27 protein-coding genes and 1 riboswitch are annotated in these 26,925 nt (G+C 48.4%); of the genes, 15 read left to right on the top strand and 12 right to left on the bottom strand.

What is annotated here, in order from left to right; translation table 11 throughout:
• Nucleotides 1-58: 58 nt before the first annotated feature.
• Nucleotides 59-895 (bottom strand): SDR family NAD(P)-dependent oxidoreductase, encoded by an 837-nt coding sequence (locus ACYX4J_RS08225; RefSeq protein ID WP_444933493.1) that lies wholly within the window; start codon nt 893-895, stop codon nt 59-61.
• A 61-nt stretch (nt 896-956) separates the two neighbouring features.
• A riboswitch (TPP riboswitch) is annotated at nt 957-1,072 on the top strand.
• Nucleotides 1,073-1,127: 55 nt separating this feature from the next.
• On the opposite strand from ACYX4J_RS08225, the gene ACYX4J_RS08220 reads away from it, so the two are divergent.
• The 6 genes from ACYX4J_RS08220 to ACYX4J_RS08195 all read left to right on the top strand — a co-directional run bounded on the left by ACYX4J_RS08220 (nt 1,128) and on the right by ACYX4J_RS08195 (nt 6,366).
• Nucleotides 1,128-3,269, top strand: coding sequence for a TonB-dependent receptor (locus tag ACYX4J_RS08220; RefSeq protein ID WP_476178330.1), 2,142 nt, complete (start codon nt 1,128-1,130; stop codon nt 3,267-3,269).
• 61 nt (nt 3,270-3,330) lie between these two features.
• Nucleotides 3,331-3,594: a hypothetical protein gene (locus ACYX4J_RS08215; RefSeq protein WP_445358152.1), complete on the top strand. Its 264-nt coding sequence runs from the start codon at nt 3,331-3,333 to the stop codon at nt 3,592-3,594.
• Nucleotides 3,587-4,237: a nicotinamide riboside transporter PnuC gene (gene pnuC / locus ACYX4J_RS08210; RefSeq protein WP_476178329.1), complete on the top strand. Its 651-nt coding sequence runs from the start codon at nt 3,587-3,589 to the stop codon at nt 4,235-4,237. Before ACYX4J_RS08215 ends, pnuC begins: the two co-directional genes overlap by 8 nt.
• Nucleotides 4,238-4,249: 12 nt before the next feature.
• Nucleotides 4,250-5,131 (top strand): phosphotransferase, encoded by an 882-nt coding sequence (locus tag ACYX4J_RS08205; RefSeq protein WP_476178328.1) that lies wholly within the window; start codon nt 4,250-4,252, stop codon nt 5,129-5,131.
• A 167-nt stretch (nt 5,132-5,298) separates the two neighbouring features.
• Nucleotides 5,299-5,766, top strand: a complete 468-nt coding sequence (locus tag ACYX4J_RS08200) for a nuclear transport factor 2 family protein (RefSeq protein ID WP_444907970.1) — start codon at nt 5,299-5,301, stop codon at nt 5,764-5,766.
• 156 nt (nt 5,767-5,922) lie between these two features.
• On the top strand, nt 5,923-6,366 hold the full coding sequence (locus ACYX4J_RS08195; protein WP_444893547.1) for a YtoQ family protein: 444 nt from the start codon (nt 5,923-5,925) through the stop codon (nt 6,364-6,366).
• 67 nt (nt 6,367-6,433) lie between these two features.
• Here ACYX4J_RS08195 and ACYX4J_RS08190 read toward each other — a convergent pair whose 3' ends face one another.
• On the bottom strand, nt 6,434-6,733 hold the full coding sequence (locus ACYX4J_RS08190; RefSeq protein WP_252465752.1) for a GFA family protein: 300 nt from the start codon (nt 6,731-6,733) through the stop codon (nt 6,434-6,436).
• A gap of 106 nt (nt 6,734-6,839) precedes the next feature.
• On the opposite strand from ACYX4J_RS08190, the gene ACYX4J_RS08185 reads away from it, so the two are divergent.
• The 4 genes from ACYX4J_RS08185 to ACYX4J_RS08170 all read left to right on the top strand — a co-directional run bounded on the left by ACYX4J_RS08185 (nt 6,840) and on the right by ACYX4J_RS08170 (nt 9,906).
• Nucleotides 6,840-7,751, top strand: a complete 912-nt coding sequence (locus tag ACYX4J_RS08185; RefSeq protein ID WP_476178327.1) for a LysR family transcriptional regulator — start codon at nt 6,840-6,842, stop codon at nt 7,749-7,751.
• Nucleotides 7,752-7,963: 212 nt separating this feature from the next.
• Nucleotides 7,964-8,632: a class I SAM-dependent methyltransferase gene (locus ACYX4J_RS08180; RefSeq protein WP_476178326.1), complete on the top strand. Its 669-nt coding sequence runs from the start codon at nt 7,964-7,966 to the stop codon at nt 8,630-8,632.
• Nucleotides 8,633-8,656: 24 nt separating this feature from the next.
• Nucleotides 8,657-9,385, top strand: a complete 729-nt coding sequence (locus ACYX4J_RS08175) for a hypothetical protein (RefSeq protein WP_476178325.1) — start codon at nt 8,657-8,659, stop codon at nt 9,383-9,385.
• A 41-nt stretch (nt 9,386-9,426) separates the two neighbouring features.
• On the top strand, nt 9,427-9,906 hold the full coding sequence (locus ACYX4J_RS08170) for a low molecular weight protein-tyrosine-phosphatase (protein ID WP_476178324.1): 480 nt from the start codon (nt 9,427-9,429) through the stop codon (nt 9,904-9,906).
• An 18-nt stretch (nt 9,907-9,924) separates the two neighbouring features.
• Here the strand turns inward: ACYX4J_RS08170 and ACYX4J_RS08165 are convergent, their stop codons facing one another.
• The 4 genes from ACYX4J_RS08165 to ACYX4J_RS08150 all read right to left on the bottom strand — a co-directional run bounded on the left by ACYX4J_RS08165 (nt 9,925) and on the right by ACYX4J_RS08150 (nt 14,005).
• Nucleotides 9,925-10,872, bottom strand: a complete 948-nt coding sequence (locus tag ACYX4J_RS08165) for a DUF5996 family protein (protein WP_413662398.1) — start codon at nt 10,870-10,872, stop codon at nt 9,925-9,927.
• Nucleotides 10,873-11,010: 138 nt separating this feature from the next.
• Nucleotides 11,011-11,967, bottom strand: coding sequence for an antibiotic biosynthesis monooxygenase (locus tag ACYX4J_RS08160; protein WP_476178323.1), 957 nt, complete (start codon nt 11,965-11,967; stop codon nt 11,011-11,013).
• A 250-nt stretch (nt 11,968-12,217) separates the two neighbouring features.
• The gene (locus ACYX4J_RS08155) at nt 12,218-13,213 is read right to left on the bottom strand and encodes a zinc-dependent alcohol dehydrogenase family protein (protein WP_476178322.1); all 996 of its coding nucleotides are present in this window, start codon (nt 13,211-13,213) and stop codon (nt 12,218-12,220) included.
• A gap of 180 nt (nt 13,214-13,393) precedes the next feature.
• Nucleotides 13,394-14,005, bottom strand: a complete 612-nt coding sequence (locus tag ACYX4J_RS08150) for a hypothetical protein (RefSeq protein WP_476178321.1) — start codon at nt 14,003-14,005, stop codon at nt 13,394-13,396.
• A gap of 677 nt (nt 14,006-14,682) precedes the next feature.
• Here ACYX4J_RS08150 and ACYX4J_RS08145 point away from each other — a divergent pair.
• Together ACYX4J_RS08145 and ACYX4J_RS08140 are read left to right on the top strand one after the other, a co-directional pair.
• The gene (locus tag ACYX4J_RS08145; protein ID WP_413662402.1) at nt 14,683-15,555 is read left to right on the top strand and encodes a M91 family zinc metallopeptidase; all 873 of its coding nucleotides are present in this window, start codon (nt 14,683-14,685) and stop codon (nt 15,553-15,555) included.
• A gap of 257 nt (nt 15,556-15,812) precedes the next feature.
• Nucleotides 15,813-16,187 (top strand): SirB2 family protein, encoded by a 375-nt coding sequence (locus tag ACYX4J_RS08140; protein ID WP_476178320.1) that lies wholly within the window; start codon nt 15,813-15,815, stop codon nt 16,185-16,187.
• Between the two features lie 43 nt (nt 16,188-16,230).
• Here the strand turns inward: ACYX4J_RS08140 and ACYX4J_RS08135 are convergent, their stop codons facing one another.
• Together ACYX4J_RS08135 and ACYX4J_RS08130 are read right to left on the bottom strand one after the other, a co-directional pair.
• Nucleotides 16,231-17,697, bottom strand: a complete 1,467-nt coding sequence (locus tag ACYX4J_RS08135; RefSeq protein ID WP_444959644.1) for an alanine/glycine:cation symporter family protein — start codon at nt 17,695-17,697, stop codon at nt 16,231-16,233.
• 247 nt (nt 17,698-17,944) lie between these two features.
• The gene (locus ACYX4J_RS08130) at nt 17,945-18,799 is read right to left on the bottom strand and encodes a beta-keto acid cleavage family enzyme (RefSeq protein WP_444913362.1); all 855 of its coding nucleotides are present in this window, start codon (nt 18,797-18,799) and stop codon (nt 17,945-17,947) included.
• A gap of 262 nt (nt 18,800-19,061) precedes the next feature.
• On the opposite strand from ACYX4J_RS08130, the gene ACYX4J_RS08125 reads away from it, so the two are divergent.
• Both ACYX4J_RS08125 and greB read left to right on the top strand, forming a co-directional pair.
• Nucleotides 19,062-21,008 carry a S9 family peptidase gene (locus tag ACYX4J_RS08125; protein ID WP_476178319.1) on the top strand — a complete coding sequence of 649 codons (1,947 nt, stop codon included), beginning with the start codon at nt 19,062-19,064 and terminating at the stop codon, nt 21,006-21,008.
• Nucleotides 21,009-21,047: 39 nt separating this feature from the next.
• Nucleotides 21,048-21,548 carry a transcription elongation factor GreB gene (gene greB, locus ACYX4J_RS08120; protein ID WP_444897666.1) on the top strand — a complete coding sequence of 167 codons (501 nt, stop codon included), beginning with the start codon at nt 21,048-21,050 and terminating at the stop codon, nt 21,546-21,548.
• 111 nt (nt 21,549-21,659) lie between these two features.
• Here greB and ACYX4J_RS08115 read toward each other — a convergent pair whose 3' ends face one another.
• From ACYX4J_RS08115 to ACYX4J_RS08100, 4 genes are all read right to left on the bottom strand, one after another.
• Nucleotides 21,660-22,046 (bottom strand): hypothetical protein, encoded by a 387-nt coding sequence (locus tag ACYX4J_RS08115; RefSeq protein ID WP_476178318.1) that lies wholly within the window; start codon nt 22,044-22,046, stop codon nt 21,660-21,662.
• Between the two features lie 1,014 nt (nt 22,047-23,060).
• Complete coding sequence (locus ACYX4J_RS08110) at nt 23,061-23,405, bottom strand: type 1 glutamine amidotransferase family protein (RefSeq protein ID WP_444897669.1); 345 nt, start codon at nt 23,403-23,405, stop codon at nt 23,061-23,063.
• A gap of 260 nt (nt 23,406-23,665) precedes the next feature.
• Nucleotides 23,666-24,100: a type 1 glutamine amidotransferase family protein gene (locus ACYX4J_RS08105; protein ID WP_476178317.1), complete on the bottom strand. Its 435-nt coding sequence runs from the start codon at nt 24,098-24,100 to the stop codon at nt 23,666-23,668.
• Between the two features lie 185 nt (nt 24,101-24,285).
• Nucleotides 24,286-24,678: a hypothetical protein gene (locus ACYX4J_RS08100; RefSeq protein ID WP_445354504.1), complete on the bottom strand. Its 393-nt coding sequence runs from the start codon at nt 24,676-24,678 to the stop codon at nt 24,286-24,288.
• Between the two features lie 438 nt (nt 24,679-25,116).
• Here ACYX4J_RS08100 and ACYX4J_RS08095 point away from each other — a divergent pair, with 438 nt between their 5' ends.
• Complete coding sequence (locus tag ACYX4J_RS08095; protein WP_476178316.1) at nt 25,117-26,841, top strand: hypothetical protein; 1,725 nt, start codon at nt 25,117-25,119, stop codon at nt 26,839-26,841.
• Nucleotides 26,842-26,925 lie beyond the last annotated feature (84 nt).

Raw genomic sequence — 26,925 nt, 5'->3', positions numbered from 1 at the left:
CACAGTGGTCACAGGACATTATCATTTCCCAATTTACTCCGCCTTTCCAAAGATACAATTATTTTATTCCCAACGGCTGAAGTATTTTTTCCATCTGTTTAAAGGAAAGGCGACACAGCAAAGAGGGAAACAATCTTTCCAGCCACCACAGCAACTTAAGTTTTGCTGGCACAACAATAATTTCTTTGTTCTTTGCAATTTGAGACAAAGCCTTTTCTGCAAAAGCATCAGCAGATATTGGCCCCAGAGGCTCGAACATTTCTGCCTGCTGTTGAGGAGGAATGGGGGTTGGCATCCGCCCATTGACGCCACCTCCCTGCAAAATCGGCGTTGATACTGCCCCGGGACACAAAACACTCACTCGAACACCGCAGGACTCAGCTTCAGGGCGAATAGCCTTTGATATTGCCACCACAGCACTCTTGGAGGCTGAGTAGGCGGCCATTGCTGGCGACGGAACTAAAGCCGCCATTGAGGCAGTATTGATAATATGGCCAGAGCCTTGACGCTTCATGACCTGGAAACCACATTGGAGCCCATGAATAACGCCAAACAAATTGATATCAATCGCCACTTTCCAATCTTCAAGATTATGATCGGAAAAATATCCACCCACCCCTATACCAGCATTGTTAAAAAGGAAATCTAACGGAGATATTTCACTAATGACCTGAAAAAATTGATCAAAGTTACGAACATCCAAGTGAACAAACGATGCTCTCCCACCGGACTCCTGTATTTGGCTGACAACCTGCGTAGCGAGGTCCTGCTGGATATCCGCGATAATGGCTTGAGCCCCAAGTGCTGCTAGTCGACAGGCCAAGGCCGCACCGATTCCAGAAGCACCACCGGTAATCAGTGCCGTCTTGCCACTGAAGTAAGATACCTGATCCATAAGCGCTTTCCCTTCCTTGCTTTTACCACTTTATACCCCAGTTTCTGCTATCATCGCGCCCGCAAAACCTAAGGGGTGGCCTTGCCTGAGATGTCCGGGGATCAAATTGGTCTGTCGCGACAAACCCTTGAACCTGATCCGGTTAATACCGGCGTAGGAATAGGTAGACAAAGCAAAACCTCCCCACGTCGCACTCCGGGTCTCTTTCACTGCCGTTATTCGAGAGAGAACCATGAAAAAACAGTTTCCCACCCACCCTATTGCCTGGTCTGTCAGCCTTGCCAGCAGCCTGTTCGCCGGTATCGCCACCGCTAATACCGCAGAAACCGGGCTTGAGGAAGTGGTGGTTACGGCACAGCTACGGGAAACCAACCTTTTGGAGCTTCCTTCCAGTGTTACCGTGCTGGATGAAAGCGCGATCGATGCGCGGGGCGCGGCCAATCTGGACCAGCTTTTGAACATGGCGCCCAATGTGAATTTTTCCTCCGGCGCCTCCAGGGGACGATTTGTACAGATTCGCGGAATTGGTGAGCGCAGCCAGTTTATCGACCCAGTAAACCCCTCAGTTGGCCTGATCATCGACGGTATCGACTTTACTGGCCTGGGGCTCGCAGCCAGCACCCTGGATATCGATCAAGTGGAAATCCTGCGGGGCCCACAGGGTACAGTGTACGGCGCTAATGCCCTGGCCGGCCTGATCAACATGACCAGTGCAGCGCCCACCAGTGAGTCGAACACCAAGGTGTCCGCCGAGCTAAGTGAGTACAATGGACAGAGTCTGTCCGCGGCTACCAGTGGTTCTTTGAGCGATGCTCTTGGCTATCGATTGGCTGCCAGCAAACGCAAATCCGACGGCTATACCGAGAATGTGTATCTCAACCGCGATGACACCAGCAATATTGATGAGTCTGTACTGCGCGGTAAGCTGGCCTACTCCCCGTCCGACGATTTAAAGCTGGGCGTTACCCTCTTCTATATCGACGTTGATAACGGCTACGATGCTTTCTCTCTCTATAACACTCGCGAAACGCAATCTGACCAGCCCGGCTGGGATCGCCAGGAAACCTTTGCCGGCGCATTGACTGCTCAATGGTCCGGCAACGAGAACTTTACCCTAGAAGGCACTCTCAGCCTCGCCGATTCAGATACAGAATATGGCTACGATGAGGATTGGAGCTATGTCGGCTTTCATTCCTGGGAATACAGCTCCACGGATAATTACCAGCGCGATAAAGACAATATCAGCATTGACCTTCGCGCACTCTCTACCGAAGAGTCCAAGTTATTCTGGGATCGCAGCCACTGGGTTGTGGGCCTTTATGGCCGCACGGAGCGCGAGGACCTTAATCGCAACCAGAGCTTCCGCAGCACTTTTGATACTGAAAACTCTGCCATCTACGGCCAGCTCTCTACGGAAATCACCCCTGCGATCAACTTGATCACCGGTCTGAGATTGGAAAGACGCGAAGCCGATTACTCAGATTCCTATAACATCGATGCAGATAATGGAGAAAACCTGTGGGGCGGCAATATCTCCCTGCAATACCATTACACCGACAACACCTTGCTCTACGCTACGGTTTCCCGAGGCTATAAAGCCGGCGGTGTAAACGGCAGAATCATCTCAGAATCAACAAGCAACACTGAGATCAACAGCGACATGTTCGAGTTCGATACCGAACATATGCTCAACTATGAATTAGGTATTAAGGGCAGCTGGCTGGAGAATCGTTTGCAAGCCCAGGTTGCGGCTTTCTACCAGGACCGGGATGACGTTCAGGCCAAGGTTTCTATCTTTAACCCTGCCGACTACTCATTTAGTGACTACCTTGCCAATGCTGCCGGCGGAAGCACTACTGGTCTTGAGGTGGAACTGAACTATCAGGCTACCGACGCCCTGCGCTTTTTCGCCTCTGCTGGCTGGCTGAATGCAGAATTTAAAGACTACGAAAGCAGTTCCCATGTCGATGCCCGCGATGACTACGCAGGAACAGTGTTGGCTGCGGTTGATCTGGATGGCCGTGATATCGCTCACGCCCCCAACTACCAGTTCTTCACCGGTACAGAAATCGATCTGCTTCCCAACCTGATCTTGCGATTGGAGCTTGAGGGTAAAGACGAATTCTACTTCTCAAACAGCCACGACGAAAAATCCACAGCCTACGAACTGGTCAATGCTCGCCTGACCTACCAGGGAGATAACTGGGATGTTGCCCTGTGGGGAAGAAACCTGACTGACGAAGATTACTATGTGCGCGGGTTTTACTTCAGTAACCAGTATGGCAACAACCCGGCCAATGGCTACGCACCCGAGCCCTACTATCAGTATGGTGAGCCCCGGATTGCCGGGATAACAGGCACCTACACCTTCTAATCACTCAGTGACTTTGGGGCAGCGTTTCGCTGCTCCAAAACTCTCTATCAAGAGGGGAATTATGCAGCTCTCTGTCGAAATCAGTATGTATCCGTTAAAGGACGAGTACATCCCAGCTATTCAAGCGTTTATCGCACAGTTAAACAGCCATCCAAAACTCAAGGTAATCACCAATACAATGAGTACTCAGGTGTTTGGCGATTACGATCTGCTGATGGATGTGCTCAAGTTGGAAATGCGCAAATCCTACGAACAGTTTGGCCGTGCCATTTTTGTATGTAAGTTTATTGACGGCGACCTGGCCCCGGGAGAAGCGCATGTTTGACCAGGATATCAGCACCGCAATCAGCGCTTCGATTGCGGCCATGTCCCTCTGGGAGGTAGCCGCTGTAATACTGGCTCTGGCTTATTTACTTCTGGCCATGAGGGAGAAAATCAGCTGCTGGTATGCCGCCTTTGTCAGTACGGCGATCTATCTTTTTCTGTTTTGGGATGTCAGCCTGTTAATGGAGTCTGCTCTACAGGTTTTCTATCTGCTGATGGCGGTTTATGGCTGGTGGCAATGGCGAAATCACCGCAACCGGCAGGACGATCTGAAAATCCACCGCTGGAGCGGAAAAACCCACTCGATAGTTATTGGCGCTACCCTGATACTGACGTTACTGATCGGCTACCTGCTGGATCGCAACACCAGTGCCGCCCTCCCCTACCTGGATTCATTCACGACTCTGGGGGCAATCGTCACCACCTATATGGTCACCCGGAAGGTACTGGAGAACTGGCTTTACTGGATTGTCGTAGACGGAGCTTCAATCTATCTCTACCTGGACAGAGAACTCTACCTTACTGCCGTATTGTTTATGCTGTACCTGGTGCTGGTTGTGATTGGCTATTTCCAGTGGTTGGCCATTTTCCGAAAAGAGAAACAACAACCCGATAGCGCTCCTCAAACAATGGCAGCGGCATAGTGACCAACTGATATGAGCCAGGACTTGAGCAACATCATCCCCAACGATTGGCATCATTGGAGCAAGGCCCGGCCCACGGTGGTCAGGGCCCTGGCTGGGGGGCTGACCAATAACGCCTTTCTGGTTGAGTCCGCCGATCAGCTGATGGTGCTGCGGATAAACTCCAGTATCAGCGATCAGCTCAATCTCGACAGGGCTGCTGAACAGCAGGCGCTGCAAGCTGCCACATATTCCGACAGCTGTGCCCCTTTGGTTTACTGTGACCCACATTACCGATATTTGGTGACCCGCTATATTGAAGGCACTCCCTGGGATAAAAATGTCGCCCACAGTTTGGAAAAACTTGCCGATCTGCTGCGCCGTATACACGGTTCCCCTGCAATTGATGCCCAATTAAACATCGGTGAGAAAATCTCAAGTTACAGGCAGTTTATCGACAAGCGAGCCAGTTATTTCCACTTGCTCGACACACTGCAAGAGAAACTTCCGCAATTAATTGATGCTGCTTATCGGATGGGCGACGAAATTTGCCTGTGTCACAACGATCTAACCGGCGGCAACCTGATCTGGGCTCCCTCTGACAAGCTATACGCTATCGACTGGGAGTACGCGGCAATGGGCGATAAATTCTATGACCTCGCTGTTTTGGTAGAGGAACACAACTTGAATCAGCGAGAGCAAAATAGTTTACTGGAGTGCTATCTTAATCGCACTGTGTCACCTGAAGACAATCAGCGCTTGGAGTTATGGCAGCTGATCTACGGTTACCTTTGTATTCTCTGGCACGGGGTACAATGGAGTAACCAAACCCAAAGGTCCCCGGAGCAAGGGAGATATATCGGGAAAAAAGCCCAACAGTTATTGAAAGGCCTATCGGCTCACAGCCTCAGCTGAGTAATCCCTGCTAGAATAGGCCCAATCCCCAAGAAGCGACTTTCAGTCACTGCGGCGCAATCCAAGTTGCTTTCGAGGTTGCTACCGAAGTAATTCAACTAGGGACCGACTCGGCTAAAATACCCCCCTTTTTCACACCCCTAAAAAATAACCACAGAGGTACTCCTGTGATCAGATCATTTTTTGCAATACTACTTACCTTTATCGCTATCAACGCACAAGCGGTAGAGAAACCCGAGGGTTTTAAAACGATAGATGGGCTGTTTGCTGCGCTTTCAAACCTGGACCACCAGGCTATGCGAGACGGCGTCAGCGACGATTTTATACTCCTTGAGCACGGTGAAGTCTGGGATATTGAGGACCTTATCGCCGTAATGAAGCCCAAGCCCTCAAAGCTGGAAAGAATCAACTACTTCAGCATTATCAATTTTGAAGAGCGTGAGAACCTGCTGACCATCAACTACTGGACCAAGTCCATTTTTAAATCCGAGGATGGCAATAAAGAAGCGGTGTGGTTGGAAAGCGCCATTGTTAAGAAAATCGATGGCAAGTGGCTAGTAGCCCAATTGCACTCAACCCGCCTGCCCGCAGAGAAATTCCCCAAAGACGTCCAGTTTGAGCAGCAAGTCCTATAATAAAGGGCCTTACAGGCCCTGCCCGCACAGGGCCTGTGTCCATTTGATCTCTCTCAGGTCCCTCCCAACTAGAACAACTACCGGATTTCAAAGCTTCCAAGTGCTAGTATGTGACTCTAAATCACATATTAGTCTCCAGTTCTACAGGGCCACTCAATGAAGCTTAAAGTTTACCTCTCCGGCGAAATCCACTCCGATTGGCGTGCGCAAATTATCGAAGGTTGCCAAAAAGAAGGGCTGGATATCTCCTTCTCTTCCGCAGTCACCAACCACGATGCCAGCGATGCCGCTGGTGATGGCCTGGGTGAGGAGCAGAACGCTTTCTGGCGGGATCACAAATCTGCCAAAGTTAACGCAATCCGAATCAAGCACCTGATTGAAAACTGTGATTTGGCGGTGATTCGATTTGGCGAGAAATACAAACAATGGAACGCCGCATTTGATGCCGGCTTTTGTGCAGCCTTAGGCAAGTCCTATATCACACTTCACGATGAATCCTTGGTGCACGCACTCAAGGAAGTGGACGGTGCCGCCCAGGCCTGGGCACAGACCCCCGCACAGGTTGTCGATATCCTGAAGTACTTAACCACTCAGGCCTAAAGAGCTTCTGGATAGCAAGCCGGCAGGCATCTACTGACAAAACTGCACAATCAATAGGTGCTGCCAGCTAAAAGCCGTAATTAAGGACACCGGCATAGTTCGGCCGAGAGGCTGCCTCTGCTGATGGGTTGTGCACTACCTCGCCGCTACGATTGATCGCATAGATTTCCGCACCGCAGTGCTTGCAGAATGCCTTCTCCCGCAAAGCCCCCTCTTTAAAGTGATATTTGCGCAGTGAGTTTTCAGGATCGCTGATATGGATAGCGACTTCAGTATCAGCGTGCCCCCTTTGGCCCGCTGGTACAAACAGGGCATCTATAAGCTTGTTGAAATGAATCGCTCCACAATGACAAGTTAACGGATTCATAGCCTTATCTCCCTGGTCGATTAGTATGGGGAAGCAGTTTACTATTTACTTTAATTTAACAAAGGGGATATATTGAAAAGATCTTTTAGCTTTAAGGAAACAGTCTGTGCGTAGAGAGTACGACAAATACCATTTGATCAACGTTTTTTGCAGTGTTGTTGATCACGGTTCCTTAAGCAAAGCTGCCAAGCACTTGGGCCTGTCTACGCCCACCGTAAGCAAGACTCTCGCTCAACTTGAACAGGCCCTTGGCCAGGTATTGCTCAATCGCACCACCCGGGCAATCGCTGTTACAGACGCCGGAAGGATTGCTTACCAGAAAGGGCAAAAAATAATCAGCTCATTCACCGAGCTGGAAGACCAGATTGCAGAGGCGGCAACGCTCACCCGAGGAAAATTAAAAATCACTTTTCCGGAAACCCTCGGCTTAAAAGTATTCAGTCATATCTGCAATGACTTTCAGAAAGCATTCCCCGATTTCAGCTTGGAGCTTATCTTCAGCCCCTATCACCTGGATTTAATCGAGGACGATATCGACATTGCTTTTCGCGTCTGGGAAACCCTGCCCGATTGCCAGCTTTACGCCCAGCCCCTATTTAGTATCCGCCCTATTTTTATTGCCGCGCCGACCTATCTGGAAGAACACGGCTGCCCCAAATCCATTGCCGAGCTCAGCCAACACAACATCATGCTAACCCGCCTTGACGGCCTGGAAGATGGCTGGTCAATTGATGGGAAGTTCTATCAATTCAATGGAAATTTAATCTCCAATAAAACTTTCCATACCCGAGCAGCCGCATTAAACGGGAATGGCATTGCCAAGCTTCCCTCCTATTTTTGCCAACGGGATATCAAAAAGGGGCGACTGGTAGAGGTACTCCCTGACTTGGAGCGAAAAGATAAAACTGTAGGCGCTATCTATAAAGTAAAGCGAAAAGATTCAAAGAAAATTGACGTGTTTTTGAACTTTGCACAAGAGCGCTTGCAGGAGTATGACTTTAGCCTGTTTGATGAGTGAGAATGTGCCACTAAAGAACTCTGCAGCGATTAGAGATCCTCTGTGAAACACTCAGCTGTTTAGCACCACATTAGGTGGTACCATAGAACAATAATAAGCGGCTTGCTACTGGGGCTGAAGAGAGTGAAAACAATACTCTCGAAATACACTGTAGATACATCCCCTCTCCTTTATTGGTAAAGCCGCACAACAGTCATACATTGGAGATTGAAGTGACAATCACTAAAGAGGTCGAACAAGGCCAAGCTGTCTATTCCAAACCCGTACTTTGGCTTTATGATATGTGGGTTCTGGGCATATCAAACCGCTTTATTTGGAAGTGCCCAACTCCTGGAATACTAGAGCACTTCAATCGAAATATATCCTCCAACCACTTGGATGTAGGTGTTGGAACGGGCTATTTTATGGACAGGTGCCATTTCCCCTCCGACAAAGTCCGCCTCGCCCTGATGGACCTGAATCAAAACAGCCTGGATATCTCAGCGCAAAGAGTGGCCCGGTATAATCCAACACAGTTCCGCTGCAATGTCCTGGATAAAATTACTTTAGAGACTGAAGTTTTTGATTCAATTTCCTTAAATTATCTATTTCACTGCCTTCCCGGCAAGCTATCAGAAAAACTGGTTGCGCTGGATAATGTCGCAACCCTGCTATCGGATTCAGGCACCGTCTTTGGTTCCACCATCCTGTCTGAAGGAGTACCGAAAAGTGGGGCAGCCAAGAAGTTAATAGCTATCTACAATAAGAAAGGAATATTTTCTAATACTCAGGATTGTGAAGAGGACCTTAATACATTTCTTGCCAGTCGATTTAAGGAGTACAAAATAGAAATTCGCGGGTGTGTAGCACTATTCAGTGCGCGGCACAAAATCACCGGCTAGAGCATCTACAGGGCACTTATGAGGATGAAGTTCTCGTTTAAGTTGGGGCTGAGAAATCCACTGATATTCGTTACCTTGTCAGCTTTAGCAGTAGTTCCCAATTATTGCCTGGGCCTGCATTTCAGTGTATTTGAAGATAAATTTGAATGCCTTGATATTCACAATTCTCTAAACTGTGCACGGTCAATCGAAAGTGGATTGAGTGCTCAGATCAACCATATCCAGCGGACGCAACCAGGGCACCTGACTATAGCCCTGAATAGCGGGAAATTACTGACGTACACAGACATCCTTCCCGCAAATAGTCCCGCAGAACACATAGCCTACTCTGCAATTGAGCAAATAACTGATAACCTGCTACTGATTCATCAACAGCTCTGGGAAGCACATTCCTATATTTTGCTCGACCTGAGAAACGGCCATGAATATTCTCTTGCCGGCTACCCTTTGCTGTCTCCACAAGGCGGCTACCTTTTTGTTGCCGAACAAGACCTGGATGCCGGTTTTAATGAAAATGCCTTACAGGTTTACAAGCTATCTGAAAATACTTTGGACTTACTATACGAGCTAAAGCCTGAAAACTGGGGACCAGAGCAAGCTTACTGGGCTACAGAAAATACAGTCTCTTTCACACAAAAGCAGCTTAACCCCAACTATTTTTCAAATGAAAATCAGCCCTTTTATCTTGAGACTAAAGCTGTGCTTTCTATTGCCCCTGATAGCCAGCGTGTAAACATTCGATATTTTGATTAAAATACCCCCCTTTAATTTACCCGAAGTATCTTGGAGCTATTTTGACAGCCAATTCAGATCTCTCGATATTATTTGTCTGCCTCGGTAATATTTGTCGTTCTCCCTTAGCCGAAGCCGTTTTCCGCACCAAGGCACAGCAGGCGGGTATTCCTGTTTCCGTCGACTCTGCGGGCATTATCAGCTACCACGCAGGTAAGCGACCAGATCCGCGAACTTTGGCTATTGGTGAAGAAAATGGCTATTCATTTGAAAATAGCTACGCTCGCCAGGTAGCCACTACCGACTTTACAAAATACGATCATATCTTTGCGATGGACAAAGATAACCTGGAAGCATTGCAATCCTTGCAGCCTGACTCATCAGGCGCCCAACTAGGGTTATTTTTATCAGTGTTGCAAGATAGTGATTTAGCTGAAGTGCCCGATCCTTACTATGGTGGTATTGAAGGGTTTCAACATATTCTCCAGCTTATAGAACAAGCATCTGATGCATTTATCGAGCAGCTTAAAAGCAGAGAGTAAGCAAAGCCCCCACAAATTCTACCGGGCTTGTGGGGGGAAACTTTCCTCCAAGGCAGACCTATCCCACATTCCCTTATCGGCTGCGGCTTCATAAGTACTCTGCAAAAAATCAAACAGCGCCTCATCAGGGGAGCGTGAAGCTCTCACCGCATCATAGGGCAGCAAGAACTCACCCAGATCTTTGGAATAGTAAGCTGAGGCGGGCGCGACCCTTGCTTCGGGAAATCCTTGGGGCTCTGGGTAAGTATATGAATAGAAGCAAGCACCATCTACACCACCGCCACCAGGCCAAAAACCGGCACTGCTAACTTCATGAGAGTAGGCTTCCCTGGCCACCCAATCGGGAAAGTGTGGAACGCCTCCAGGGTGCGGAGGCGCCTCCCTGCCAGAAAAACGGGTAAGTGCTAAATCAAAACTTCCCCAAAAAAAATGAATTGGACTGCACTTGCCAATAAAACGACTGCGAAACTCAGTGAAAACCCGATGAATTTGCACCAACGCCTGCCACAGCTGCCTAGCATATTCGGGATCATACTCGTAGTTATCCTGATCCCTCTCAAAGGGTATCGCATCCGCCACTTCGGATGGCATGGTGTTAATCTCAACCGGTATACCTAGCTGCTTGAGTGCAGCCATTACTTCCCAGTAGAAATCAGATACTGTGCGGGACTCCAAGGGTAATACCCATTCTCCCCCCTCAGTGGTCAACAGCTTCAGTACGTGATGATAGAAATCAAAGCTAATAGAAAACGACCGCCCTCCATAAGGGATAAGAGATGTCTCCAGCCCTCTGGCGGTAATATATAAAGGAACATGCCAGGAGTGATTGATCCAAGGAGTTTGTACCAGGCGAATCTTGCCAATAACCTGCATCCACATATGCAGGGTGGCAATCGTATTTACCGACTCAGCGTAGGGTAATTCTGGCCAGTCTTTACTCTCAGACCGATTCTTTAAGTTGCTCACTATACGTGCTCCATCTATCTTTTGACTCGCTCGACACCTAGTGCCTTCTGTTAACCGCCAAGCTTAGACCACTAAAAATACTCCGTCCGAAAAAAACTAAAAACAGATAAACAGCTCTTTTTTGATCATCATGAAAGACTACTTTAAATTCAGGCTCGACAGCCAAGCAACAAATATTATCGAGACTCCATAGAGAACAATAATGATAAGGGTTCCGATAGTGTTAATTTTTGTTGGCTGTCCTGACTTGTCAGATAACCAAGTATTAAAAGCTCTAGTTATCAGCGGCATCGCCACCCAAGTAAGCGACGCAACAATTAATAAGTTGATAAAGAAGTTAGTCGTCGCAAAGGGCCAACTCTCTACCAAAGGTAACAACCATATCGTAATAACCATAACTATCGGATATAACATCAATAAAATGAGCATGGCCATTTTCCACTGCGAGGGCGCAGTGTCTTGAGCTCGGCCACGAGCCCGAGAAAACCAATCCTCAAAGCCATGCCCTATCCGCTTTATTTTTACATCTTCAAAAAATCCTTCACCACGTTTTACCAATCGCTTATGTTCATCAGAATTAAGCCAGTTGTCTAAATGCTTGTTGGAGTCAAATCGAAATATTGCAACCCATTCCTCTTGAATACCCTTTATTGGCTTAGTTAGACCAGCGCCCAAGAAGCCTGGATATTTTTTAAGTGCTTTATCAATCTCTTTCTGCCACTGCATATATTCGCGAAAAAATTCAGGCTTCACTTTTTTGGATATCACAATCGTTACGGGCACTGTTAGTTGATCTGCACCAGCGATAACTTGAGATACTACTTCAACCGAGAATTTCTTCTCTAAAAAAGCAATTAGGTCTTTAAGTAAGTTATTTCCAAGAAACGTTTCAAGGTGAGCAACCGTATCAAATTGAAATATTTGAACCCACTCATTTTGGATATTAGAAACGGGCTCTAACAAATTCACCTCGAGCAGCCCATCACAATCTAGCGCAACATCCACCAGTTTCTGATGCCATGATCGATACTCATCCCCCAGGTACTTTGGCACCTCTTGAGACAATACAAGACAAGCACTGGAACCCTCTTCCATTATCTGGTAGCAGCCTCCGGCGGATGAACTAGAGATCAAAGTATTATTCAAGCAGAATGTATTTGTGTTCATTTTTGCGAACGAATGCTTTTGCTGAAAACTATCGCAACAAACAAACTTAGACGAAATGTCAGGACTGACATCAAGGGTAGCATTTGGGAAGTAACGCTCCGTACGAATGACGAAGCGATCTGCAGAAGTGTCGCCTATTTGGGTGACACTTCCGCTAGAAAAATAAATGCGCGAGCAATCAGCTAGTCAGGCTTTCACTAACAACCAGTACTTTGCCGTCACGCCCGCCTGCCGCAGCTATTCGTACCGCTTCTTTAATTTCAGACAGAGGGTATGTGCCATGAACTGGTGCAGATAACTTACCTTCCGCTACAAGCTTTGTGATAGTGCCAAAAACTTCCTGTTGCCGCTCTGGGGATGCCGAGCCGAACCATTTGGCCAGCCAGAACCCGCGCACGGTGATATCTTTAAAGATGATCATCCCCGGTGCGATAACGCAGGGTTCCCCACTAAGCGCGCCATAATTCACTAAGGTTGCGCCATTTGACAGAGCTTCGCCCATACGAGCAGTTGCCATTCCACCAACAGCATCAATGCCTAGCTTGATCTCAGCACCACCAGTAGCCTCAGCCACTCGCTTACCCAGGTGCTCACCATCTACGAGAACCACATCAGCGCCTGCGGCCTTCATCGGCTCAATCAAAGACTCACGGCGGACAACATTGATCACTTTCAGGCCCCGCAACTTGGCCAGGGTTGTCAGATAAGACCCCACACCGGAATTTGCGGCATTCTGAATAACCCAATCCCCCTCCTTGAGATCTACAAATTCGCTCAACAGCAAGTAAGCTGTTGGCGGATTAATCGTTATCATGGAAAGCTGTAGAGGGTCTACATTATTCGGGAGCGGAATCAGCCCCTGGGCATTGGCCACCATATGTGTGGCCCAGGTGCCGCTTCCTACCGGCAGGAGAACGACCTGGCCAATGGCTGGCGTGGTAACATTAGGTCCATGTTTGACGACCTTAGCAACACCTTCATTGCCTCCAACCGCAGGAAGAGGAGGCAACATCCCATAATCGCCCGTCAGGGTCAGAACATCTGAAGGGTTAATTGGAGCTGCCAGCATCTCCAGCAACACCTGCCCCTCTTGAAGTTCAGGGGTATCAAAGGACACCGCCTCAATAACATCCTGCGGCACTGGTCCGCGCTCTTGATATTCCGCCTTTAACATATCGCCGTATCCTTTTTCCGATTGATTATGAACAACGACCTTCACTCTGTACAAAATGTACCATGAGCACTAGAGTTTGACGCTTATTAACAGTGGGGCCATTTAGATTCCTCCTGATAAATCAAACCCATTTACAAATCGCCATTTGGATCTATATATGTTTGGTTCAAGCTAGCAATTTCAAGTCAGCCTCTTGCAAATAAATCCAATGAAGCAAATTGCAGCAGCGATAACAATAAGCAGATAAGAAGTTAAATTAAGCAGACCGGAGTAAATAACGGCACTCTTGTGCTCTACCCGATCAATTACCACCTTAAGCACCGGGTCAGTAGCTGCAAGTGCAGGGTCTGGCTCTATCACAGAAGCTAGAATGGTATAATTCTTGCCCTTTATTGTTTCGAATACATGCAGTGTTTTTCCCATTGTTGACCCCCAAAATCCTGAGACCTTGTCACCGCTCTTACCCACTGCAACCTCGACCCCCTCCTCTAAAATTGCCCAATCGATAGCCAGCGTTTCAGAATAATCTTTACACTTTTCCTTATCAAGAAATTGAATACCCAACCGACAATTTTGCTCGCGAAAATCAAGCACCCTTTCTATCTGCAACTCCAGCTCGTAAGGCACACTTAATTGCGATCGGAAGTTAAATTCACGTCTTCCCTTTTTTGTAACATCAACGGGATACTCAACCGCTACCCATTTATATTTGCTATAGGAAACAGTTGCATATACCAGAATCAAACCCGCAACAACAACTAACACCAGCACTAATTTAATGGTTAATCCCACATCTCTCCCCCAAATACTTTCCTTAATACTTTACAGCTACATCCCTTGAGGCCCAATCAGAACCAAGAAAACACACAATGCAAGCCAAACTTAGCATTTCGCAGTACCCAAAAGCAGACAAGCACATACTAAAAAGGGAGAAGGAAAGAATACACCGCGCTTGGGACCCTATGAGGCATGGATGCCGATTAGGAGCTTACAGGGATGTATTCACAGCGTGTCTCGAGTGCGGTGTATTCTTTCCTTCCACCCCAGTAGTAAGTTGCCAAATAGCGCTCTCCAACACTGCTCAACAGGCAATTATTTAAATTTATTAAAATAATCATCATGGAAAATAAAATATATAGCAAAACGTACCAGTTGGGAGTAGAGTCGTAGAGGCATCCCTAAAATAATCATTTAGATAGTTACAAGATGTATTTCAAAAAAATTACAAAAAAAAATTTAATTTTCCAGGAATTCATCCTGCCTCGCTTACAAAACATACAACCTGACCAAAGAGAACTTTTCAGTTCAGAAATTCTAGGCAAGTACAGAACACTATTATCAAAATCATATCGATTAATACCTTTAGCTTTATGCTGCTTACGTATTAATTTCCATTTAAGAAACTTCAAAAAGTCACAGCTTTTCTCAGCCACGATAATTCGTATTGCGAGCAGGACAGGAGAATAACAATGGGACTCTGCATTGACTCCAGTAATATCACGTTTATCACACAAGTAAGGGCTGCCCTGAATACTCTTGTCGGCGGTGTCGGTACCGCACTTACCTATACACAGGAGCGATACCGAACCGGGGGGCGACATGTGCTGCGAATTACAGAGGGGGTTGGTATTTTGACTGCAGCTGGCTTGAGGGCAAACAGCACCACTCTGCTACGCCGACTAATTACCAGCCGCCACGACACCAGAATTACTGAGCACCACGCTCTCGGATTTCGTCCCGACCAGTGGCTGATGGATCAGGTATGGAGCGGCTTTAAGAGCTACCTCCCACTAGTAAGCCCGGACAGAGGCTTTATGGCCAAAGTGATGAGCAGCGGCTCCAGCGGCGTTGTAATGTGGAACAATACAGCCCTGCAAACCGCCAACCTGGCCAACAACGGCACCGTAGCAATGGGGAATTGCCCAAGCTATATCACCCTGGCCCATGAATTGGTCCACGCTGACCGCTGTAATCGCGGGCGATACCTGTCGGGCAGTGCAAATTCCACTTTCCTGGCCGATGAACGCCAGGCTCCCATGGGTAGAGTGCTCCGCCAGCAAAATGCTCCCTTAACGATGGCCCGCATTGCCAATGGCGGTCTAAATATTGTTTATAACAATATAACTATCCCAAACCGCAACAACCTGATCTCAACCAGAACTAGCGGCTGGATTTGGGTAGGTGGCTCCATGGAATTGCGTGAGGAGATCGCCACTGTCGGGCTCAGTGACGATGACGGTAATGTACCTACTGACCCGCTAGCCATTAACGAAAATATGATTCGGGCTGAACATGGCGTAGCGCAACGGATGAAGTATGGCCAGATCAGAAACCTGAACTAATCTCGCGCATATGGGCCCCGCCAGCACCAAAACCTGAGGCCGGCCCACCAAAGCAAACTGACAGATATGATCTGTGTACCTACTGCTAGCAGTATTAACTTATGAGATATCGCTAGCAGCAGGTTTCTTGCCTTCCCCGCTTTGCATATTGCATCCGACCGCAGCATGTCGTTATGCTTTGGCGGCTAGAATCACACCTTCCCTTTGCATGGAAGGCACACAGAACACCTTGGTCAACATACAGCCAGATCATAACCATGATTGATTATGCCCTTATAAAACACGTCCACATGACCGCCGCAGCGCTCAGTATCCTGCTGTTTACCATCAGAGTGGGGTTGGAGTTCAGCCACAACACGGGCTGGCGAAATGGCCCCCTACGCTGGGTGCCACACCTCAACGACACCTTGCTGTTAGCTGCGGCTGCCGGACTGGTGGTTCTCGGCAGCTGGAACCCGGGCACATCGCCCTGGCTAGCTGCGAAAGTAACCCTGGTATTTGGCTACATTATTGCTGGCATCTTTGCTTTGCGCCCCAACTTCTCCAAGCCAATTAGAATCACTGCCTGTGTACTTGCCTTCCTGCAAGTAGTCGCTATTTTCTATCTGGCGATGCACAAGCCCAGCTTGTAACTGGATGGCATTGAGCACTCTTGGTATCAACCTCAAACTGGTATCAACCCCAAACATCGTGCTCAATGCCTTTTATTTTAAATTTACTTCCATTGAACACCGGCTCACGCACCCCGGAAGACAACTGGCTCTCGTAATCTGCCATTACCTTAAAGGCCACACCAGACAAAAGTAAGATAGCTATAAGGTTTGCCGATGCCATAAAACCCATCGAGACATCGGCCATACGCCAAAGAAAGACAAAATTTTCTGCACTTCCCGTATCTGCCACCCAAGCCCCAAAAAGTACGAACATCAAAAACAATAGCCGATAACATAAGATGGATGTTCGAGTGTGGTAGAGATAATAAATATTGGTTTCGCCGTAATAGTAGTTACCGATAATTGATGTAAAGGCAAAAAACACCAATGCAGTAGCAATAAAACTACTCCCCCAGGTACCCACCTCGCTCGCCAGCGCGTCTTGAACTAACTCAACCCCTTCCAAATTACCGACCATAAAGACATCTGCCACCAAGATAATTGCTGCCGTGGAAGTGCAGATAATAATGGTATCGAGAAATACCGATGCCATTTGCACGTATCCCTGCACCATTGGGTGTTTTACATCTGCAGCAGCAGCGACATTGGGCGAGGAGCCAAGTCCAGCTTCATTGGAAAACAGGCCCCGCTTGATTCCATTGGCCACCGCCGCACCAAAGGCCCCCGCCCCAGCTTCCTGAAACCCAAAGGCATTTGCCAGAATTTCCAACAGCACCCCGGGCAATTCAGCAATATTGGCGACCAAAACATAGAAAGCCACCAACAAGTAACCAATTGCCATAAAAGGGACAACAATACCGGCAAAGCGCGCAATTGAACGAATACCGCCAAAAACAATAATCCCGGCAAAGAGCGCAATAAAAAAACCCACCCATAAAGGGCTTACACCCCAAGCTCCATACAATGCGGCAGCCATCGTATTTGACTGCACAGCATTAAAGGTAAATCCGTAACAAATCATGAGAAAAACTGAAAAAGTCAGGGACAGCCATTTCCACTGTGGTCCCAGCCCCTTTTCAATGTAATAGGCAGGCCCGCCGCGAAACGCCCCGGGAACATCGCCGCGCTCTTTGTAAGTTTGCGCGAGAGTATTCTCCACCAAACTGGTAGCCATCCCCAGCAAGGCCACCAGCCACATCCAAAACACCGCTCCGGGCCCGCCAGCGGTTATAGCCACAGCCACACCAGCAATATTCCCGGTGCCGATTCTCGCAGCTGCGCTAGTGGCAAATGCCTGAAATGCGGTTACTGAATTTTCATTTTCCTTATGGATGCCACGAATCATGACTTTGACCATATGACCAAAGTGACGAAATTGTATAAAGCGAGTGCGAATAGAAAAGTAGAGCCCCGCCGGCAGCAATCCTAAAATCAAGATTCCAAGCCACCAGATGCCACCGACGCCACCCCAGGCAAGCAGGTTTGCCCACTCGATCAGGGTAGTGAAATGATCCAGAAACCCTTGCATTGACCACTCCCAGGACAACTTATCGTTATTAAACAAATCTGTTATTTGGCTCTAAGACTAGCAGGCCAATCTACTAGTCACCTTGGAGTTAATGCTGGAAAAACAGAGCCCATCGGCTCCATATAACAGAGCCGCATCAGTATTCTGATGCGGCCCAAAAGGAAGAAAAGTAATAGCTGACAGTCTACAGCCTCGGAAAGTAATTCCGCAGCAAGGGGCCGGACGCAATCATTGGCGCATGCTGCTTTTAGCAGAAAATCTCCCGCGCCCGACTCGGTGACACCACCTTTCGCCCAGTCTCTTCAGCTACAGCCGCAAGAGCCTCAATCAATTGACCATTCCCTGAAGTTCGCTCTCCTCCCGGCAAGTAAAAGGTATCTTCAACTCCTGTGCGCAAATGGCCGCCCAATTCTGCAGTCTTGCGATGCACCGGCCAGATTTCCTCACGGCCGATCACTGTGCTCTGCCATAAGCTGCCGGGCTTCATATATTTTGGAATAATTTCCAGCAAATCGGGATCGGCAGGCATACCTGAAGCCACTCCCATCACCAGGTTGTAGTTGGGCTTATCCACCATCCCTACATCCGCATACATGCCCACAGAGCGAACGATACCGATATCAAAGCACTCAAATTCCGGGCGGGTACCGGTCTCCCGACAAACTGCCAACAGCTCCTCTACCTTATCGACCGGGTTATCAAATACCATGGGTGGCCAAGCCCAGGTGCCGTTGGATCGCGCCTTTAAATAGTTCAGGCTTCCCGCATTACAGGCGGCAATTTCCGGCTTACCGGCACGCACACAACTCAAGGGACCTTGCTGATCCCGTCCGATAGTGCCAGTTGAAAAATTTAGAATAACGCCAGGGCATTTATCGCGAATTGCATCGGCAATTTCCAAGGCTATTTGCGGGTCCCAGGTGGGTAAATGGCCTTTATTTTCCTCTTGCGCGCGGAAATGAACATGCATAACAGAAGCCCCCGCATCGTAGGCTTCACGGGCGGATTCCGCCATTTCCTTGGGGGTTACCGGGACCGGGTGCTGCTGGGGGTTGGTAAGCACTCCGGTTAGGGCGCAAGTAATCACCACTTCATCAGACATCGCTGGCTCTCCTGAATTATCTTTGTTAAGGCCGCTGTTTACAGGGCTATCCAGCGTGTGCGCGTCGCTCCTACAACACCAACTGATCGTAAAAGGACCAGAGCGAGTGGAAGAGCTGATTCTGGATAGTGCATCGACAAAATACAGCACCAAGCGCTTGCTTGGTTATACGAGACTATCATAGGGCCCCCGCCAAGGCACCTTGTTTCCCCGGATTCATCTCGGCAGAATGCGAAAAACCCAATAAGGAAGTAAGTACCTCATGAGCGAGACTATCACTCCAACCATCGCCCCTTACGGCAGCTGGAAATCTGCAATCAACGCAGAACTTCTCGTGGAGGGCAGCGTTCGCCTGGCAGAAGCCAATTTAGTAGATGGCCGCTATTACTGGCTGGAGTCCCGCCCGTCTGAAAAAGGCAGGAATGTACTGGTGCAGTATTGTCCAAAAAATGGGCGCAGAGATCTCACCCCCGCCCCTATCGCCGTACGCACCAAAGCCCATGAATATGGAGGCGGCAGTTATCTTGTTTACGGTGACACCGCCTATTTCGTACTGGCAGAAGATCAGCGCATTTATCGCATGAAGCTCGACAATGCGATCCCCGAAGCAATCACCGCAGAAAATAGCTCCCGCTACGCCGATCTGATTATCGATCCCCTGAGAAATCGATTAATTTGTGTCGAGGAAGATACCAGTGGCCACCAGCAGGGCGAGGAACCCCGTGCGCGCATTATCGCGGTAGACCTAAACAACCCACTGGCTAACCCACCGATAATCCTTCAAGAAGGCGCAGACTTTTATTCGAACCCAACCCTGAATCCGGCCGGTGATCAACTGGCTTTTCTGCGCTGGCACCACCCTAACCTCCCCTGGGACGCGACAGAGCTCTGTATCGCCAAACTCGATCAGGTGGGGGATATCGGTGAAGTCACCCAAGTAGCCGGCGGTGAGAATGAATCCGTCTTTCAGCCCCAGTGGTCTCCTGAGGGCGAACTCTGCTATGTCTCTGATCGCAACAACTGGTGGAACCTATATAGGCTGGGACAAAGCGAACCCTTGTGGGAAAAAGAAGCAGAATTCGCCACACCACAGTGGGTATTTGGAATGTCCACTTACGGCTTTATTAGCCCCACGGAAATCCTCTGTACCTACACCCAGAATGGCACTTGGCACCTTGGAAAGGTCGACATAAAAAGCGGAGAGCATCAAACTCTTCCCCAGCCTTATTGTGATATCGAAAGCCTGCACTGTGAAAATGGCAACGGGGTGATGATTGCCGCAGGTGCAGAGAGCTTTCCCGCTGTTATTAGCTTTAACCAAAAGACGGGTAAAACGGAACAGATTGCCAGTAGCAATAGCAGCTCGCTGCCAACCGATTTGTTCTCCATCGCTCAAGCCGTCACTTTCCAAGTGGATAATCGCGCGGTACACGGGTTTTATTACCCACCCCACAACCCCAACTTCCAAGCACCTAGTGGCGATAAGCCACCGCTAATTGTATTTAGTCATGGGGGCCCCACCGGCGCTACATCAGCAGGCCTCAGCCTGAAAGTTCAATACTGGACAAGCCGGGGATTCGCCATTCTGGACGTTAACTACTCCGGCAGTACCGGCTATGGCCGCAAGTATCGGGACCGCCTCGCCGATAAGTGGGGCATCTACGACGTGGAAGATGTCTGCGCCGGCGCAGAATACCTGGTAGAAGATGGGCTCGCCGACCCCAATCGCCTGCTGATCAAAGGTGGTAGTGCCGGCGGTTACACAGTCCTGGCGGCGTTGACCTACCACGATACCTTTAAAGCGGGTGCCAGCCATTATGGAATTGGGGAGTTGAGCAGCCTCGCCAAAGACACCCACAAGTTTGAGTCCCGCTACCTGGATAAACTGGTAGGACCCTGGCCTTCCGCAGAAAAAATCTACCTTCAGCGCTCCCCCATTAACGATGTCGAAAAGTTGAATTGCCCCGTGATTTTCTTCCAGGGCATGGAGGACAAGGTAGTACCACCCAACCAAGCCGAAACCATGGTGGATGCCCTGAGGGAACGCGGTATTCCGGTGTCTTATATTACATTTGCAAATGAGGGGCATGGCTTCCGCAGTGGCGACAGTATCAAGTTGGCTCTGGAGGGAGAGCTTGAATTCTACAGCCGCATATTTAATTTCCCTCTCGCGGAACCCGGCCCGGGAATTACCATCGAAAACCTATAATTAAATAATATTGTATTAGAAAGAGATTAAAAAAGTACTATGGGAAGATGGAGACCGCCGCGTCCACGCGGCTCCCGCTACATCACCGCAGAGGGCGCGCAGCGTATGCGCGCCGAAGTTAAGCACCTCTGGGAGGAGGAACGCCCCCGGGTAACCCAGGCGGTTAGCGACGCCGCCAAGCTGGGAGATCGCTCGGAAAACGCAGACTATATCTACGGTAAAAAAAGACTGCGGGAAATCGACAGCCGCGTGCGCTTTCTCACCAAGCGCCTGGAAGAGATTACTGTTGTAGATCGAATACCGGACGATAAGGAAAAGGTCTTTTTTGGAGCCTGGGTAACGCTTGAAGATGATGAGGGAGAGAGCGTTTGCTACCGCATTGTAGGACCCGATGAATTCGATGTAAAAGCAGGCTTGATATCTATGGACTCCCCCGTTGCCCGTGCCTTATTAGGGCGCAAGCTCGATGATGAAGTGGATATCCGGCAGGGGGAAAAGTGGCAGGCTTTTTATATTACTGACATTCGTTACGAGGAATAAAAACCTTGGCACTCCCAAACACTTAGTTTGGGAAGTCAATTTAGCTGCCGCGCAATTAAAAAGGCTTATTCCACAGGAATAAGCCTTCAAAGCTAAGCTGCAAGTACATTCTCAGAGATTATTATAATACTGAATCACACCAACAGTACTTCCACCAGCAAAAGCAGATTTAACCTGCTCTGAACTCATTCCAATTTTCAAATCCGCACTGTTCACGTTGAGTTCAATAAACAGGCTGCCCGCTTGGGAATAGGCATCATTCCACTCGGCCACCCCTTCGTTGAGATCATTGATAACTGCTGTATAGTTCGCCCCCTCTTCATCAGAGATTGCAATTTGAATATCGCTTATCGCATCGGAAACATCACTTTCAATTCTTTGCCACTCTTGTAATACGGCCTGTAACTTATCTTCAACTTGCCGGGTTTCTTCTACTAGCTGCCCAAAGCTCTGAGACAGTATTTGTAGAGTGGATACATCAGTAGTGATCAGGTCCATCTCTGCCTGTTGATCCTAAATACGCTTTTAATCGGCAACAATTTTTGTAGTGGCCACCGGCCCCATCACAAACCATTTCAACAAGCCCCTAGGAAAAGCTACGATAGAAGCAACCGTGCCCAGAGAGATAGCAGTGGCATCGACAATATCCAGCGTAACGATGCCGGCAGTCAGGGATTTGATATCTGCCTGTAAATTCTTAGTATCCTGCTTCAGATCAGCAATTTTCTGCTCGTCAGCCTGGGAATCCTTTACAGAATTGTCGAGATAGGTTGCTTCTTATAATGAATCGCAAGCAAAAATACATTTATATTCACATTGCTGCTATCAAATCAAACCCTCTAGTACAGTAACCACCGATCAAAATCACTCAGTTTGGCAACTATCTCCGTCAAATGCTGCAATCAAATCCAAGGTACCCCCAACCTCTTTATATATGATTAGCTTCCGACTATAAGAACCCAGCAGCCATGAGCCGCAGGCCACCCAGTAAGTGACTTCTCTTGAGGTAACACAGAAGACACTTTGCGCATCAGATACACGCCAAAACAATCGTCCTTTGGAAAACCCCCTACTCTCGAGTCTCAAAACGCCAATATTATTCTGTTTAGCCCATTGAAGAATTTGCGCCCTGAAAAACTCGGATCTGATCGGCATTAACAAATAGGGAACCACACCCAATAGGGCCAATAAGGCCACTATTACATTGTTCCCCAGAGAGGGGCTAAACACATAGGCCAGCTTCCCCAAAGTTACCGATATTATTAATACAATAAATGGACGCATATTCACTGCCGCCGATTTCAGTTCCCTTTAGAAAGAATGGCAGATAAATATGCAGAGACAAGATTAAGCTACAGGGCGATAGAGCGATCCCGAGTTGGTATACCCCCCTATAGCACATTGAAACTAGCGAATTGAGATTGGTCGCATTAAGGCCAAACTCGTTAGAGCTTGACCCGCAGAATGACTGCCTAACGATAGAGCAAATACACAATAAAGTACTGGAGCAATTTAGTTGCTCTCGATTAAACCCAGCATTTCTTTTGCAACCAGCGCAGAAGAAGGTAAAAACATTGTAGAAACTATACGCTGATCGGATATGACATCATGCTTATCTGCAACATTATCCTTATTAATAATAATGGCTCCATTCTCTCGAAGGCGTTCCTCTACCAAGAACGGTAATAAAGTGCCCTGCTTAGCCCAAGACTTCTCTTTTTCTGTAGAGTTCGGGAAACCGGCAACCTTCTTGCCCTTTACCATATAATGGCCATCTTTCAGTTTCACATCTGCAAACGCACCTGCCCCATGGCCACAGCTGCCCACAACTCCCCCTTTCTGGTAAATCTCACCCATAATATTAGGGAGCCTCTGAATAACTCCGTGATACCTCTGGCATGCAGAGCGGTTCACAATCAAGGCGCGGCTTCGCAGGAATGTCTAGACCTTTCAAGAAGTCGCAACGCGGAGTGTGAATCGCTCTGCAAGCCCCGAAGGGCGGGCCTTGAAGGCCACAGCTGCTGCGTTGCAGCTCTTGCAAAGGGCTACGGCCATTCGCGGCGAGCTGCGCCTAACATCTGCAGCCTTCAAGACCCGCAGAGGCATTACGGAGTTATTCAGAGGCTCCTTAGCAGCTCACGATTAGATGCCACATCAAATAAGGTACCATAGCCTCCACCGATATAAACAGCTGCATAATTCTCTATAACTACTTGCTCAGGCTTTAGTGAACTATTTGCCCGCTCTAAAAAACCTTCATGTTTGATGGTGTAACTACTAATCCCCAGTGGATCCATCATAAACGGGACCACCCCACCCTTTGGCGAAACAAAGTCCACGTTATACCCATGGGAAACAAAAATATGGTAAGGCGGAGCGTACTCCCACAAATTATTTCTTGCATCGTGTTTCTCCGGATCACCCATATCCTGAAGATTAGAAGCAACGATTAGTATCCGCTTAGTCTCAGCTGCTTGTGAAGTTGTAATAAAGCCCATCAAAAGAATTATCATAGAGCAGATAAGGCTACAGATTTTTGCCGTTTTTCCCACGTTCAACTTCCCCATTCGAATAACTTTGATACGAAATAGATAGATTACATGAGTAACGTACAACCTTGACATAAGATCGATAGTTTGCAGGAGAAAAGCGATATAGCGAGGTCGAACTGCCCCTGAAGTAACAGCGGCCAACATTTCTATAGAGCCAAGCCTACCACCACAAAGTTAACACCCTATTACCGAGCAGCCTTAATAGTTAGGGCAGTAACAACACCCCAAATCCAATTGAAAAACAATACCAGGACTGGTGTTAAGACTCCCAACTCAAATCCGGCAACACCCTTCCCCGCCATCACAGGGAAAACCACAAACAATTGAAATGCAGAGGGAAACAAACTAAGAAGAGCTCCTTTTAAAAGTAACTTCGATGACCAGAACGGAAGAATAAATAGCAGTCCCCATAAGCCACCCCAAACAATACGAGGATAAAGCCACTCAGGAGATAGAGGAGGGGCAATTGATACGCCAAAAGCGGCATTAATCCCCAACTGGCCAAATAGCCACACCGCAATACTGTTTGCCAAAGCACCGAGGCTTCCGGCTGCGAAGAATATCAGTAGGTTTTTCATCTCCCTCTCCTAGAGCTGTAGGACCACTGCAATATTTACTCGCGAATCACACCACAATATAGAAGAACCATCGTCACTCAATGGAAAATAACCTCGCGTACGAATCACAACCCCACCCGAGATGACAGAGTAACTTTTCTACTTTACCTACCCAATAATACAGAACCTAAACCAGATTTATCTTGAGTACGCCTGCGTACCAATTAGACACAGCGGAAACGCCAGAAAAATTAGATAAAGCACTAGCCCCCTACTTCTCAAAAATGACTACTTAAAAAATATTTTCAATTTGAGAACCAGCAATATCCGCTGATCGTTTTTGCAACTAATCCCGAAAGAAAATAACTAGCTTCTCAAGCGCCAAATTTATGTAATAGATAAGTGGTACGCTTGTATTTATTTTATAAATCAATTAAAACCAAATAGGAACTAGTACTTATGAAAGTACCATCAGCAGGAGTGCTGTACCCGATTTTATTAGGATTGGCGATTTCGTCAGCGACGTCTCAAGCCCAGTCCTTTGATGAGAGCGCCTATATTGACAGGCAGCTGCAATATATTGAGGAAGGAGTCACCTCTACCAACGATACTGCCGTCGTACTTCAGGCATACACCGGTGATGATCTCAACTGGGATGCGCTAAATAAGAACCTGGATGTACTCCGCAACGGCGGCAAGAAAAATTCTGACTTCACTCTCACCCGCCTAATCCGCATCTTATTCTTCCGCCCCGAAATCAAAGACGAACTCTTTGCCGCACTCGACGGCTATCACTTCTGGTTTAAAGAAGGCGGGACGGGTGACCATGTCTTTGCTTCAGAAAACCATATGATCATGTACACCTCTGCCCAATATCTCCTCCAGGAGAAATATGGGGCATTTGAGGACGACAGAACTTATAAGCGCCTAAAGCGTTATCTGGAAGTGAAGAACCAATATGGCTACTATGAGTTTTACTCCCCTGTTTACTACCCCTATACCCTCTCGGCACTGCTAAACCTTGTAGACTTTGCAGAAGATGAGGAGATCCGTGAACTTGCAATCGGCGCTGCTCATCGCTTGCTGCAAGATATTTTATTGGTGACCAACGACCAGGGGATCAACTTCGCCGCAGCCGGGCGCAGTAATGACGGCTACCGCCGCAATGGGTCCGGAGGGAATATCAACCGGATTATCTACCTCCTGACAGGCCTGGGCAAAGAGTCAGTACGCACCCCCAGCCCCGCCGGCGTAATGCTCGCCACATCAGGTTTGGAAATCACCGATGAGGTTTTCGAGTATTTCGGTAAAGATCTCAACATAAATTATTCAGTCGGTCATTCGCTGGGAGATGCCAGAAACGAGATCTATGCAGACTTTCCCCGGGAAGAGCGCGTACCCTTCTATTGGAGCCAGGGAGCCTACTTCCACCCCGATGTCGCAGCGGATACCGCCTGGTTCGCCAGCAAATACCAACTCGAAGGATATGAGGGGCTCAAAGCATTTGACCAGTTCCTGGGACTATCAGAAGCAGCCGCCCCTGCGGCCGCCAAGGCGGGGGCTGTATTCAGCCGCAGCTCTGTCCTCTCCTCGGCCAACTTCTCCATGTACAAAGATGGCGGAGTCATGATGCACTCCATCCAGAATTATTGGGGAGGCCGCCAGGGCTACCAACAAACCCCCTGGATAGCCACCACCGGTTCCCAGTCTATCTGGGCAAAAGTCGGCGACGGCAATAGCACCATGCAAAATGACCACCTGCCGAAAATAAAGCAGGTAAACAATGTCGCCGTGATCCAATACAACCCCTACCCGGAGATAGAACTGTTTCACTCCGGCGGCTCCGATGTCGCACTACAGTGGCCCGAAGAGTTCGAGGAGGAGTCCCGCAGCGGTAACTGGAAGTTTGGTAAGGAAGATGATGGATACGTAGCCGTCCGCTACCCCTGTGGCAATGGTGACTCCAACACTGTGACCTGCGATTGGAACGAGCAGACCTGGGTCGTCATCATGGGAAGTGAAGAGCGCTACGGCAGCTTTGATGCTTTTAGACAGAAAGTACTCAATGAGGTCAGTTACGATGCCGACTGGGAATGGCACGGCTCCTTCTGGAAAGGCACCTTGAAGTATGTGTACGATTCAGATGTAAAGTTTGATGGAACCGATATCAGCTTAACTTGGTAGCACCTAATTAAGCTCACGGGAAGGGGATACCCCCTTCCCTGCCTCCCTGCGCCCTCAACCAAATTATCCTCCACAGACCACCAA

The organism is Microbulbifer sp. ABM4_008 (assembly GCF_056311705.1).
This window is presented reverse-complemented; position numbering and strand designations above follow the sequence as displayed.